This is a genomic window from Anaerotignum propionicum DSM 1682 (assembly GCF_001561955.1).
Taxonomy (GTDB): Bacteria; Bacillota; Clostridia; order Lachnospirales; family Anaerotignaceae; genus Chakrabartyella; species Chakrabartyella propionicum.
This window is the reverse complement of the sequence record NZ_CP014223.1, coordinates 1,727,504-1,741,172: the sequence shown is the minus strand read 5'-3', so window position 1 is coordinate 1,741,172 and position 13,669 is coordinate 1,727,504. Positions and strand designations below refer to the sequence as shown.

The 13,669-nt window shown below is 38.4% G+C and carries 14 protein-coding genes; 6 read left to right on the top strand and 8 right to left on the bottom strand.

What is annotated here, in order from left to right; genetic code table 11:
• Positions 1-353 precede the first annotated feature (353 nt).
• The 5 genes from CPRO_RS08145 to CPRO_RS08125 all read right to left on the bottom strand — a co-directional run bounded on the left by CPRO_RS08145 (position 354) and on the right by CPRO_RS08125 (position 3,764).
• Complete coding sequence (locus CPRO_RS08145) at positions 354-761, bottom strand: arsenate reductase ArsC (RefSeq protein WP_066050169.1); 408 nt, start codon at positions 759-761, stop codon at positions 354-356.
• The gene (arsB, locus tag CPRO_RS08140; protein WP_066050166.1) at positions 758-1,804 is read right to left on the bottom strand and encodes an ACR3 family arsenite efflux transporter; all 1,047 of its coding nucleotides are present in this window, start codon (positions 1,802-1,804) and stop codon (positions 758-760) included. The genes CPRO_RS08145 and arsB overlap by 4 nt, the downstream gene beginning before the upstream one ends.
• A gap of 4 nt (positions 1,805-1,808) precedes the next feature.
• Positions 1,809-2,246, bottom strand: coding sequence for a thioredoxin family protein (locus tag CPRO_RS08135; protein WP_066050163.1), 438 nt, complete (start codon positions 2,244-2,246; stop codon positions 1,809-1,811).
• Between the two features lie 96 nt (positions 2,247-2,342).
• On the bottom strand, positions 2,343-3,356 hold the full coding sequence (locus CPRO_RS08130) for a permease (RefSeq protein WP_066050161.1): 1,014 nt from the start codon (positions 3,354-3,356) through the stop codon (positions 2,343-2,345).
• 96 nt (positions 3,357-3,452) lie between these two features.
• Positions 3,453-3,764, bottom strand: coding sequence for an ArsR/SmtB family transcription factor (locus CPRO_RS08125; protein ID WP_066050158.1), 312 nt, complete (start codon positions 3,762-3,764; stop codon positions 3,453-3,455).
• A gap of 293 nt (positions 3,765-4,057) precedes the next feature.
• On the opposite strand from CPRO_RS08125, the gene CPRO_RS08120 reads away from it, so the two are divergent.
• A complete protein-coding gene (locus CPRO_RS08120; RefSeq protein ID WP_066050155.1) occupies positions 4,058-4,510 on the top strand; it encodes a MarR family winged helix-turn-helix transcriptional regulator in 453 nt (150 codons plus the stop codon).
• Positions 4,510-5,034, top strand: a complete 525-nt coding sequence (locus tag CPRO_RS08115) for a flavodoxin domain-containing protein (protein ID WP_066050152.1) — start codon at positions 4,510-4,512, stop codon at positions 5,032-5,034. The genes CPRO_RS08120 and CPRO_RS08115 overlap by 1 nt, the downstream gene beginning before the upstream one ends.
• Positions 5,035-5,314: 280 nt before the next feature.
• Here CPRO_RS08115 and CPRO_RS08110 read toward each other — a convergent pair whose 3' ends face one another.
• Together CPRO_RS08110 and CPRO_RS08105 are read right to left on the bottom strand one after the other, a co-directional pair.
• Positions 5,315-5,725 carry an MmcQ/YjbR family DNA-binding protein gene (locus tag CPRO_RS08110; protein ID WP_066050149.1) on the bottom strand — a complete coding sequence of 137 codons (411 nt, stop codon included), beginning with the start codon at positions 5,723-5,725 and terminating at the stop codon, positions 5,315-5,317.
• A 151-nt stretch (positions 5,726-5,876) separates the two neighbouring features.
• Positions 5,877-6,599 carry a DUF5131 family protein gene (locus tag CPRO_RS08105; protein ID WP_066050146.1) on the bottom strand — a complete coding sequence of 241 codons (723 nt, stop codon included), beginning with the start codon at positions 6,597-6,599 and terminating at the stop codon, positions 5,877-5,879.
• 1,244 nt (positions 6,600-7,843) lie between these two features.
• Between CPRO_RS08105 and CPRO_RS08100 the strand changes: the two genes are divergently transcribed.
• The 3 genes from CPRO_RS08100 to CPRO_RS08090 all read left to right on the top strand — a co-directional run bounded on the left by CPRO_RS08100 (position 7,844) and on the right by CPRO_RS08090 (position 11,450).
• Positions 7,844-9,193 carry an FAD-binding oxidoreductase gene (locus CPRO_RS08100; protein WP_066050143.1) on the top strand — a complete coding sequence of 450 codons (1,350 nt, stop codon included), beginning with the start codon at positions 7,844-7,846 and terminating at the stop codon, positions 9,191-9,193.
• A 998-nt stretch (positions 9,194-10,191) separates the two neighbouring features.
• Positions 10,192-10,656: a VOC family protein gene (locus CPRO_RS08095; RefSeq protein ID WP_066050140.1), complete on the top strand. Its 465-nt coding sequence runs from the start codon at positions 10,192-10,194 to the stop codon at positions 10,654-10,656.
• 59 nt (positions 10,657-10,715) lie between these two features.
• Positions 10,716-11,450: a GNAT family N-acetyltransferase gene (locus tag CPRO_RS08090; protein ID WP_066050137.1), complete on the top strand. Its 735-nt coding sequence runs from the start codon at positions 10,716-10,718 to the stop codon at positions 11,448-11,450.
• A 570-nt stretch (positions 11,451-12,020) separates the two neighbouring features.
• Here CPRO_RS08090 and CPRO_RS08085 read toward each other — a convergent pair.
• Positions 12,021-13,052, bottom strand: a complete 1,032-nt coding sequence (locus CPRO_RS08085) for an SAM-dependent methyltransferase (RefSeq protein WP_066053884.1) — start codon at positions 13,050-13,052, stop codon at positions 12,021-12,023.
• A gap of 304 nt (positions 13,053-13,356) precedes the next feature.
• Between CPRO_RS08085 and CPRO_RS08080 the strand changes: the two genes are divergently transcribed.
• A complete protein-coding gene (locus tag CPRO_RS08080; protein WP_066050134.1) occupies positions 13,357-13,614 on the top strand; it encodes a phage tail protein in 258 nt (85 codons plus the stop codon).
• The last annotated feature ends 55 nt before the right edge of the window (positions 13,615-13,669 follow it).

The following is a 13,669-nucleotide window of genomic DNA, read 5'->3' as shown; positions in this document are numbered from 1 at the left end:
TTCAAGGCGTATTAATGTTCTACAGTACGGTTTATTTTCCATAAATAATCGCATAGTTTTTAGAGTTAATGTAGGTTGAAGGGTTAAAATTAGAAATTCTCTATCGTCTTTATGCAAAAAATTGACGGGGCAAAAACTTGGTATGTAATAAAAGGCTGACAGGCATCGAAGCATCTGCCAGCCCCCTAGAGCAGGGGCAGCTCCAAGTAGTATGGATCTAAACAATCTATCGTGTATGGGTTAATCCCCTCATGAAAGTGAAAATAGTTCACCAACTATTTGCAAGGACACTCTGGCCATATTGGGGATGTAGAGCAAAACAGCTGGCAAGATTAATAACCTGCCAGCTGTTTTTACAGTTCATATTTTTGAATACGCTCTTTCATATCTAAGATTTTGTTTTGAATCAATGAGATTGTTTCTGTGAAAACTGCATCGTCTTTCCCGCTGGGATCGTCCAATCCCCAATCCTCTCGATGTTTACATGGCAAAAAAGGACATTGCACATTGCAGCCCATTGTCACCACGATGTCCACTTGTGGAATCTCCTCAAGGAGCTTGCTACGCTGGTTCTGTTCCATATCAATGCCATAAAACTGTTTCATTAAACGCACTGCATCCTGATTAATCTGCGGCTTGGTTTCCGTTCCGGCAGAATAGCTTTCAAAAACATCGGCGGCGAGGTGTTTGCCCAGTGCTTCAGCTATCTGACTACGGCATGAGTTGTGCACACAAATAAATGCTATTTTCGGTTTATTCATACTGAAAACCATCCTTTCGTTTTGTTGGCGATTTTTACAAGGAATAGCATGACCGGAACCTCAGTCAAAACGCCCACTACAGTGGCAAGTGCCGCAGGGGAGGTAGTGCCGAATAATGCAATTGCTACGGCAACCGACAGCTCAAAAAAGTTGGAAGCTCCAATCATACCCGCAGGGGCGGCAATGTTGTGAGGCAACTTTAAACATTTGCAGGCAAAATAAGCTATGAAGAAAATGAGAAATGTTTGCAGCACTAGCGGAACGGCAATTAGTAAGATATGCAACGGGTTACGCAGAATTACATCACCTTGAAATGAAAAAAGCAGCACCAAAGTGAGCAATAACCCTACGCTGGTGACGTTATCAAATTTATGGACAAAGGTGTTTTCAAAATACTCTGCTCCCTTATGCTTTGTTACTAGCATATGGGTCAAAATTCCACCTGCTAACGGAATTACTACAAACAGGACCACTGATAAAATCAATGTATCCCAAGGTACGGACACATTAGAAACGCCCAGCAGAAACTTTACAATCGGCACAAAGGCAATCAAGATAATTAAATCGTTTGTTGCCACCTGTACTACCGTATAAGCAGGATTTCCTTTTGTGAGTGTACTCCACACAAATACCATCGCTGTGCAGGGTGCAGCACCTAAGAGCACCGCACCAGCCAGATACTCCTTAGCTAGGTCTGGGGCAATAAAGCCCTTAAAAACAACATAGAAAAACAGTGTAGCAATAGCGTACATGGTGAAAGGTTTGATGAGCCAATTGGTTACCCATGTAACAAATAATCCCTTGGGGTTTTTGCCAACGTTTTTTATGCTCTGAAAATCCACTTTCATCATCATGGGATATATCATTACCCAAATAAGTATTGCAACAGGAAGGGACACTCTGGCATATTCAAATTGCCCTAAAAAAGCCGGAACAGCAGGCAGAAATTTCCCAATCAGAACACCTGCCGCCATGCAGAGTGCAACCCATACGCTGAGGTATTTTTGAAAGAAACCAATGTCTTGTATTTTATCTTCCTTCATAGCGTTACCCCCTTACTTTTTGAAGAATTTTAACAACTTCATCTTTTTTCAGCACCTTACCAAAGGAAACCACCTTTCCGTTCACCACAAGAGCAGGGGTAGTCATTACGCCATAAGCGGCAATTTGCGTAAAGTCCGTCACATGATCAATGGTGGTATCCATTTCAAGCTCTTTCAACGCTTCCAAAGTAGCAGTTTCCAGTTGATTGCACTTTGTACAGCCAGAACCCAACACTTTAACGGATAATCCGCTGACTTTTACCTTTTCAGTTTCTGCCATGGTTTCTGCTTCTTCACAGCAACAGTGGGAACTTTTTATATTTTCTGTGTCGACATCTTTCTTTGCAGCAATTTCGGAGGGTTTGCACATTCCTTCGCAACCACACTGAACAACCAGTTCTTTCTCTGTATTTTTCTTTTTACCAAAACCAAACAATGCCATAATAAAATCCCCCTTAAATTTATAATTTACATAATTAAATAAAATAAATATAATTGATTAGAGGTATCTATCGTCCAGCATGGCTTTAGCCATACTTTATAACAGTAAATACTGAAATATATTAAAAAGATAGCCGATAATAATAATACCAATTGTACATATGGAAATAAATGTAACCAGAAGTTTAGGTTTTACTGCCTTACGTAACATAATTATGGATGGAAGGCTCAGTGTTGTTACTGCCATCATGAAGGAGAGAACAGTACCAAGCTGTGCGCCTTTGTATAGCAACGCTTCGGCCACTGGTATGGTTCCGAAAATATCGGCGTACATGGGAACACCAAGGAGGGTTGCCAATACTACACCAAATGGATTATTGCTACCCAGGATCATTTCAATCCAACTTTCAGGAATCCAATTGTGAATGATTGCACCAATTCCAACACCAATGAGAATGTAAGGCAGTACTTTTTTGAAAGTTGACCCCACCTGTTCCTTGGCATAAATGATACGCTCTTTTCGGGTTAAGTCAGGAGCTTCAATATCTACGCTGTTTGCCGAGCGGATGAAGTCCTCCACATAGTTTTCCATATGGAGTTTTTCGATCAGAGTACCACCAATAACCGCAATAATTAGGCCTACAACTACATAAACAATAGCAACCTTTGCACCAAAGATGCTCATAAGTAAAACCAAAGAGCCAAGGTCTACCATGGGAGAGGAAATCAAAAACGAAAAGGTTACCCCAAGTGGCAGCCCTGCACTGGTAAAGCCAATAAACAGCGGAATAGAGGAGCAAGAGCAAAATGGCGTTACTGTACCAAGTAAAGCTGCCATGATATTTGCCCACACGCCGTGAAAGCGGCTCATTATTTTTTTACTACGCTCCGGAGGGAAGTAGCTTTGGATATACGAGATAATGAAAATCAGTACACATAGTAGCACGGTGATTTTTAGTACATCGTAGATAAAGAATTGAACACTGCCGCCGATTCGTCCTGTTACATCAAGACCAAAAAGCGAGAGCAGATTGCCCATTAGAGCATTTAGCCATTTCATTCCAAGCACTTGGTCTTGAAAGAACAGCCACATAGACTTAAGGGTTTCCATAGGGTATCGCCTTTCTTTTACTATATGATATAGTCACATCAAAAAAAATTGATATATTGTGCCGAATAAAAGCCACCTATCATCAGATGGCTCTTATTAATTGTAACAAAGTGTATCTTCAGTGATTACATTTGGAGTGGTAATTGCTTTTAAGAGGAGAATAGCCTCTTGGCTGCCTTGTTCACTGATTTTATAGTGAGTCCACTTGCCTTCCTGTCTACTTTCAACAATACCGGATTCACATAGAATCTTCATGTGATAGGACAAGGAGGACTGTCCGATTTCCATTTGTTCTATTAAAACACAAGCACATTTTTCACCGCTACGTAAAAGCTCCAAAATGGCAAGCCGCTTTTCATCACAAAAAGCTTTGAACACCTTTGCGTTTTTTTCCGGAGTAAGTTCCAACTTTTATCACCTCAAATCGAATTATTTTGATATGAACAGTATATGCTTCAAATCAAAAAATGTCAATATGAAAGTAACGTTGTTCATGAAAATAAAAATCCATTTAGTCCTTTAATACTCATCGAACGAATAGATGGTTCTAATTATGCTCACAACAAGTAATTCTGACTACCAGTTAAATTGAAGTTTATATAAATCTATGATTTCTTTTTTCTATATGTTTATTGACAAGGGAGATAGATAGGTAATATAATACCTATATAGGGAATATATTACCTTATGGAGGGGTGTTGATGTACGATTTCGATAAGATGGATAAAAGGCTGATCGTATTTGGCTATCTGTTTCGCGTAGCTAATCGCCTTCAAAGCAAAATGGATGCGCAGATGAAAGACCTAACTGCCAAGCAATGGTTCGTAATTTTGGTATTGGGATTATTTGAACAGCCCCCCACGCTAAAGCAGCTTGCGGCAGCTTGCGATACTTCTCACCAGAACACAAAGCAACTTGTTATGAAGCTGGCCGAAAAGGGCTTTGTGACAGTTCATAACGACGAGAAAGACGGCAGGTCGATGCGGATAAAAGCAAGTGAGCAATGGGAGCAGTGGGATAAAGATAATGAACAAATTGCAACTCAATTTATTGAAAGCATGTTCTCTGGCGTGAGCATGGATGAAGTTGCAGATTTAAGCAGTTCGCTAATGAAGATATTTGATAATTTAGATAACATAAATGGAGGAACTTAATGCCTAGAAAAATTTTAGTCACATATACATCGAAGTACGGCTCAACGCGTAAGTATGCTGAATGGATTGCTTCGGCACTAAGTGCAGATTTGTTTGATGCCCAAAGGATTGAACCAAAAGCTCTAAGTCAATACGACGTCATTATATATGGGGGCGGTTTGTACGCAGGAGGTATCGCAGGTGTAAAATTGGTTACCCAAAATTCCTGCGAAAATCTTATTGTGTTTACCGTTGGATTAGCCGACCCCAACACAACAGACTACAGTGCAATCCTAAATAAGAACTTCACACCAGAGCTTCTCGCAAAAACAAAATTCTTCCATCTGCGCGGTGGGATTGACTACAAAAAGCTTGGTCCTATCCATAAAGTCATGATGGCTATGATGAAGGGCATGATTCAAAGAAAACCGGAATCTGAGCGAGAACCAGAGGACAAAGAATTTCTTAACACTTATAATTCAAAAGTAAATTTTGAGGATAGGCAAACTATAGATTCGGTAATCACCTATGTGAATGACTTATAATTTCTAAATAACTTTCATTTTAATAATGAATAATTTAAGCTTTTTGAAATTATATATCATATTTTTCTTCAAGCTTTCTCCGTCTTTATGCAAATGAGGACCGGACTTTTTTGGGAATATAACATCTAAAAAAAGCAAAGGAAATCAAATTTCCTTTGCTTTTTTTCTGTGGATTGACAAACCTATGCGGTATGCTTATAGCCCGTGTCTTTAGAGATTAAGGTGAACTTAAGTATTTGCCCTACTCATTCAAAGGCGAAGAAGATAGCCATTGGTATCTTTATTCTCCCAATATATCCCTCTGTATTTTCTTGCTTAACAACGAAAACACTAATTTATGAGAAGCACGCACCATATCGGCAAGCACCTCATGGGGAATTTCACTGTCTAGATACACAGTACTCCAGTGTACTTTGTTCATATAATAACCCGGCACGATGTTATCGTACTGCTTGCGTAGCATATCACTATACATGGGTTCCAGTTTCAAGGTAATAATGGGGCGTCCATTTTGTTCGTTTATGCCGATATAGGCGTACATTTTGCCCCCAAGTAGATATTTGTATGCTTGCCATGCGGGTTGAAATTCCTTTACAGTTGCCGGTTGCTTTTGCAAATATTCATCTAACCAGAGGTAGTTTTTCATTGTTTCTTCCGGCCACGGTGTTACGCTGTTCTCTATGTCTGCCATCATGTGCCTCCTTTTATACATTCCAATGTAGCTTTTTTGTTTTATCCAATTTAACTATGTTTGGTTATTGGTAACCGCAATTCGCAATTGAAGTCATCAGTATTGTTATCCCCAATAGAAGTAGAATTCGTTTGGAGCACAACTTTCTATTTCAAAACAATTTCTTTCCGTTTGAAATGTTAATGCCCAGTTCACTTGCAATGCTCCCTTGCTTAAACGGATTTATTTTTTTCACCGTACCATCTTGTTTAAAATATGTTCCTGTTCCTTTGAACCAAAATGTAGCATTTGCTTTTACACATTGCTCATGTATATCCAGTACCCAATCATAATCGCATTCACGAGCATCACGCCCACTTTCGCCGCATACTGTAACATGGTCAATTCCATGTAGATAGGCTGACAAATCAATGGCTTCCAAAAGAGGGGAGCAAGCAACAAAACGACGTTTTATTGGATAAGACAAAAACAAAGGGAGACGATAATCTGCCAAAGCTTGATTCTCCACGGTGCAACCAATATTAACATTGTCATAGCCGTCACCCCAATCGGAGGGCAATGAAACGTTGAATCGGTCAATTCGTTTTGTTAGAATTAGAAAATCGATATCGATTCTTTGTTTTATAATGCTCCAAGCGTCTTTGCGCCACTCATCGGCTTCAGGCAGAAAAAAGTCAGTGGCAAAACAGGTGGCAAGGATTTTATTTCCTTTAATATTATATTCACCCTTAGTATTTTTCCTGATAGGCCAATCGAATTTATCTGTTTTCTGTATGGTATTTTGACCGTAGCGTTTCCCATGCGGTCCATAAAAATAGCAATATTTGCATCCATCACTCATTTGGTAGCATCCTGTCCAAGGCTCCCAATTCATATTCTCGCTCCTTCAATAAACATTACAGTAAATTTTTTGGTTCATTCTTTGTTTCGGTTTGCGCTATATCACTTGATAGAAAGCCACATTAGATTGAGAAGGTCTGCGGGAATATAATTAACAGTTCCCTTCATAAAATCACATCCTTTTAGATTTACGAAATCCTCAAGCAAAAGTTTCTAATTATAAATTTTTTCACAAAGTTAATCAGAATTATATCAATCATATTTTAATGATTGATATGGAAAAGTAGTATACCATAGCAAAGCAGCTGTTACAAGCAACTAATTAGATCAAGATTAGGGAATACAGGCTCATAGGATATAAAAGCATTCACTGTTCTTTCAAGGTTAATCTATACTATATTAAGTCTAAAACAAACAAAGAGCCACTACATCAATCAGATGCAGTGGCGACAGCAACAAGGTTTTTTCTGTGTTGGTCTCTGGGAAGAATTTTTTTCCAGTCAGTTTGAATGAGTTCTGCACGTCCACATGCTTGGCGTACCTTTGGAATTCCCATGTATGTCCGAAGCGGAGAGCTTCTGATTTTTTGTTTGGAGATTCCCCACTTATCAGAAGCCTGTGGTAAGGATATATAATTAAGAATTTAAATTCCTCCATTGCATGTCTATTGTTTTTAGTGTATAAGCCGAAGCGAATGAAATCAAGAGAATTAATGTTAATTTTAGAATTGTCCAGCCCCTCACTTTTTCCTTAAGAGAAGTGGGGGCATTTTTAATGACTTTTCTCTCGTTCGAAGGAGTGTGTACGCAAAGATGAAACGAGGAACTTTTTTGTTGTACAATTCAAATTTTTAATTTCAAGCTATTAGCGATTACTTTTATGTGGACTGCTATCTCTGCAAAATGCAAAAGTAAGCAAAATAAATGCTGCCAAGCAAGCAAATCAACGCATCGGCCTGTGGCATTGATGTAGACTCTGTCAGTAATGCCACAATTGTTCAGAATAAAGCTCTCATTCACAATACGTTTGAAAGTTTTATTGCGTACTCTTAAGCCACAGAATATGTAGATGCCATTTAATGGCTTTCATACTGGAGGTATCAAAGAAGTACTGAAGGGGCTTGGTAACGTTGGGCGGTAGGAGCCTTGTGGAATAATTTCACATTGCTACATAATATAAAGTAAACATATTGCAATTCTTTTATTGCCGCCTATGCCAAGTAATGCATAACAAGGTAATTGCCTATGTAAACTGAATTTGAAACGAGGAGTTGTTTGTATGAATTATGAAAAGGAGACGGAATTAACTGGACGTATCGTTTTGCCTAATGATCCACAGTATAATCAGGCTCGCAGTGAATTTAATACCTTCTTTAATAGATTTCCATTGGTTATTGTATTTGCTAGAGAAACACAGGATGTAATAAATGCTATACGCTGGGCACGATGCAGGGATGTGCCGATCCGTGTACGCTCTGGCCGCCATAACTACGAAGGACTATCGGTTGTTGACGCCGGAATCGTTATTGATGTCAGTGAGATGAAGCGGGTTGATTTGGATAGTGAGTCTGGCATCGTCACGATCCAGACAGGCCTGCGTGACTTCGAACTGGCAGAGGTACTGGGGAAGGAAGGGCTGGTAGTACCGCCCGGCCTTTGCCCGACCACTGGAATTGGAGGATTTACCCTAGGTGGCGGACAAAGCAGTTTGTCTAGGCAATGGGGATTGGCCATTGACAGCTTACTTGGGGTGGAAATGGTCGATGCGAACGGCTGTGTACTCTATGCAGATGCCAGACACAATTGTGATTTATTCTGGGCATTGCGTGGAGGTGGAGGTGGTAACTTTGGTGTTTGTACCTCATTCCGCTTCCAAACGCACCATATTGATACGGTTGCTTATGCACGGATTGATTGGGAGATTCAGGATCTTAAACTGGTACTTCAGGTCTGGCAACAATACACAGTACCAGGTGCCGACAAGAGACTTACACCACTGCTATCGATTGTTTCAGGCCAGCAACCGCTATTATTAATGCAAGGCGTTTTTCTTGGGTCAGAGAACGAGCTGCGAAGTCTGCTACAACCTCTGCTGATGTCTAGCCCACCCAAAGAGGTTACCATCGAAGAGATGCCATGGCTTGAAGCAGCGGCTCTGATAGGAGCTACTCAGCCAGATGCACCGGAATCTTTCAAGAGCGTGGGACCCTTTGTTGAGCAGTTATTACCAGATAAAGCAATTGATATTATATCGCATTTCATTAGTGAAGCACCGTCCAGCATTACAGCCTCCGTACTATTTCATGGCTTGGGCGGAGCGGTAGCTGAAATTGCCGACACGGATACGGCATATTTTTATCGCAAGGCTCTATCTAATATGTCACCCTGGGCTACATGGGATGTCCCGGAGGGAGCTGCACAGGGCATTCGTTGGGTGGAGGATTTCCGTAAAGCCATGCTTCCTTACACATGCGGAGTGTATGTCAATACTCCTGATCTGCTGATTGAGAACTGGCCGGAGGAATACTATGGCTGCAACTTTGAACGTTTGACCCAGATAAAGGCAAAATATGACCCTTTGAACGTTTTCCATTATCCCCAAAGTATACCACCAGATTTCTGTGACTAAAGTGATATGGGCTGTATGGAATATCTTTTTAGTGGCTCATTGATGTTGAATTGCATAACCTATAAATTTATAACATTGCCTTCTTTGAGATATTTTCACTTTGTAATCATATCTTAAAGGAGGCATATAAATGGCAAACGAAAAAGTAATCACAATTTCCCAGCAGCAGAAAATAGGATAATCATATTAGAGTTGAAGAGAAAAAGTTAAGGGTTCCTGTATACTGTAGAGTCAGCACTCGGCTTGAACAGAAAGAAACAGCTATGAATCACAAGAAAGTATTATTCTGATAAAATAGCAGCAAATTCCAAGGGAATTTGTGTTGACAATTATTCTGACCAAGGTAAGCCAACATGCAATTTCTTGCCTGTCCGTGTTTTGATCTATTGTAGATACTCTTACATAACCTATTTATAGATAGGCCCTCTCTTTTAAAATTCTATAGCAGTATTATATATTGTTGCAAAAATACCCTTATTGCTTTTGTGATGTCACAGAATAAAAAAGGTACATTTGTGAAATAAAATTGTACTATTAAAATCCTACTTATTGTGACAGTTATAGGTTTGTATAAATGGCAGATAGTGGTATAATATTCTTGAAAGTTATATCAGATTGGTAAATTATTGTGGTGCGACAAGAAGTCGCTAATTGGTAATATTTTGTAGGAAACTACGTTAGTTACTAAGCATTTCCCTGCTCGAAACTGCACTCAGATTAATTGGTTTTAGGTTTCATGAGATGCTATGATATGTGATTTGGAGAGCTTGAAATATATAGAAGAAAAAGATTGCAAACAATACGTTTCTGTTAATTTTAAGCTCTTTTATGAATTTGTCCATACGAAAACATTTGAATTATCAAAGGATAATGATGTATGAATTATGACAGATGAAGTTTTATCAGACTTGAATTGAAATATTAAAACAGCTAGAGGGTAGAAGTGGATTTGAGACATATGAGAATTGTAAATAATTAATATTATGGAGGTAATTTAAATGAAATATCAAGGCGTGTGTATAGCTGTAAAAGATGTAAACCTTTCCAAACGGTTTTATCAGGATTTATTTGATCTTGAGGTGTTCCAAGACTATGGTATAAATGTCTCTTTTGGGGGATTGTCATTGCAACAGGAATTTGAATGGTTATTAGGTATCCCGAAAGAAAGTATATTGAAAAATTCTCATAATATGGAGCTATACTTTGAAGAAGATGATTTCAACAGATTTGTTGAGAAATTAGAGCAACGTAACGACATTAAATGTTTAGGGGAGGGCGTTAAGGAAGCCAAATGGGGACAACGCTCAATACGCTTTTACGATTTGGATGGACATGTTATCGAAGTTGGCGAGAATATGAAGATGGTGGTAAGACGTTTTCTTGATTCAGGGATGTCACTTGCGGAGACATCTAAACGTATGGAGGTATCTATATCAGATTTAGAAATACTTTTGCAAAGTTAGTTTTTGGCCAGTACTACTAAAAATGAGGTTACAAAAGTCCATATAAAGTTGGTGATAAAATGAGCGTAGAAAAAGCGGCAACGCTATTTGATGGTTGGAATGAAGCAATGATATGGTCGTGTTTGCAAGGGCACATGGGAAATATGATTACCGATAATAGTGCAAAACCGACTTCGGCATTGATTGATGTTGGTGATATTTGCTTTTTTGCGGGTAAGCCAGATTCAGATTTATTTCAATCAATTGTTGGATTCAAATTGTTAGTTCCCAAAGACAAGGATTGGGAGACGCAAATCGAGAGCTATTATGGTAAACGAGCAAGAAAATTTTTACGTTATGCAATAAAGAAGGAACCAAATGTTTTTGATAGGGGGAAATTGATAGAATATATTAAAGCATTGGATCATTGTTATGAAGTTAAATTATTCAATGAAGAAATCTTTCAAATGGCACGAAGTGAGGCTTGGTCTGTTGACTTATGCTCCCAATTCAAGGATTATACTGATTATCAAAAAAGAGCCATAGGCGTAGCCATATTGCATAAGGGAAAACTTGTGTCAGGTGCTTCGCCTTATGCGGTATATAACGGTGGCATAGAAATTGAAATTGACACAAAGCCTGAATATAGGCAAAAAGGCCTTGCAACCGTATGCGGAGCAAAATTGATATTAGAGTGCTTGGAGAGAAAATTGTATCCAAGCTGGGATGCGCATGATATGCGTTCAGTGTCTTTGGCAGAAAAGTTAGGCTACCACCTTGATCATTCCTATGTGACATACGAGCTATCTGATTAAAAAAATAGATGAATGTCTTGATACAGAAAACTGAATGTTTACAATTTATGAAAGGCATTATATAACAACCAGCCAATGGTTTCTCATTCATTTTGAGCGGTGGCTGGTTGTTTGCTTCATATTTTGTTATTCGTCAAGTAGCAAATCTATAAAATAAATGCCTTATACAATAGAAATCCAAGTCCTCTAAATTGGTGGAGAAGATTTGTCACGCGCAACCCCTGAAGTATGTATGATATGAGCCGTTTAATTCTGCGGTTATTGCATTGCTTCATTACTTAGAAAAAACATAAATTGATGAATTTCTGAGTTCATTAATATGTTCTAAAAATGATTTCAATTTCACTTAATTTACAAAAGCCACAATGCCACCCAGGCGTACTTTAACGAAGGCTTTGGCAAAAAAAGTGGTCGTGAATGAATAAATTTTGATTGACATAGAGTTTTTCACTCAGTTATTAGTTACAAATGGTACATTGCCAATGACGAGGTCAAAAAAAGCTGTCAGGAAGATCGGTTTTCTCAAAGCCTTTAATCGCAATGTTGGCACTTGGGTTTTTAGCTCGTTCCCTAGTATACTGTGTGCTTAAATCCTGGATTATTGCTTATTATATATTCAAAGTCGATTTGTGCTACCCTTTTTTCCTGCTGCAATAAATTAAGGATTTTGTGAGGGAGTGTTAGTGAGCATTGCCAATGTGTCAGATATTCATCCCCAAAAACCTGTATTGTAGTAAACAGGCATAATTGATTATAATCATTAGAAATATCTAGAGGAAGCTCTATTCTTTCTTTTGGGAAAATATAGCAGTTGTTATTTTTTTGTTTATATTCCGTATTCAACTTATAGGTATCCTTATCTAGTTGGAATATCTTTTTTATCATAAAATAGTGGTCTTCAACGGATAAATTTATTCCGTTCAGCCGCTCTTGGAATCGTTTGTTATTGAGAAGACCTGCTTCTACTTTAATATTCTCAGGAATAAATATACCTTGATCTACCAGCTGTGGGGCAAGATTTAGGGTAATTGCCACTTGGGGCTCACGTCGCAATGCATTCAGCATGGTTTCGCTTATTATGATATGGATGGGAAATCTGGCCTCTGATTTGTATTCTGTTGCATCACAACAAACGATTTCTTTCACATAATCATCGATTTCAAAGGTTTTAATAATTTCCATTAGGGACTCTATACTGTTAGGGTTGATTTCTAGCAAAGTAAAGCATATTTCACTGCTGCTGAAAGCGGTGGTAAGGGGAAGAATCAAAGACGCAAAAGGACCGGTTCCGGCATATAATACATGGAGCCTCGTATCAGGAAAGCGTTCCTGCGCAGTTTTTACGGCCTTATATATTCCGGCTACAAAGCGTTTTGTACGCATAAACTCCTTGATACATAAGGCTGCCCATACAGAGCCGATAGCCTTTCCTGTGGGAAGATAGATGGCTTCTCGATTACTTGATTTCTCAGGTTCCAATCCGGATGCTTTCAGTAAAAGATTGTAGTAAGCATCAGCAGCGTGAAATAGCTCGTCATATTTATCCTCTGAATCAAGAAATATTTTTGTTATTCTGCACAATTCATGCTTATAGGAATTCATATTATTTATCACATCCTTCAGATTTTCAATTGTCCGCCACAAATCTTTTCCGATATACCTAATTATATCTATCACCTTAAATCTTTTCCTATAAAATGTCAATATTTGCTTTGATTACAGTACTGCTGTTAGGGTTAATTAATATTAATAAAAATATATAAAAATTTCCTTAATCTTTTATTTATTTTTATTTTTTTACATTTATAACAAAAAATTGAAAATAGAAAAAAATGGATGTATAATGTTAATATGATTTAAAGAAAACGACAACATAATAAAAACAAACATTTAGGAGGTAAACATTATGGATCCAATTTTAGGACAAATTCAACTTTTTGCTTTTGGGTTCGCTCCACAGGGGTGGTTGCCATGTAATGGGCAAACGCTTCAAATAATGCAAAACCAAGCACTTTATTCACTATTGGGAATTACCTATGGAGGAGATGGAAGGACCACTTTTGGGTTGCCAGATCTCAATGGTGCAAACAAAGCATCTCTTAGAACGGACGGATTTTTGTACTATTACATCGCAACGCAGGGATACTATCCTACAAGACCATAAGCATTGCTATGATTAGAGAATTTATAAACCTTTATTTTGTATTGGAGGTAATTTT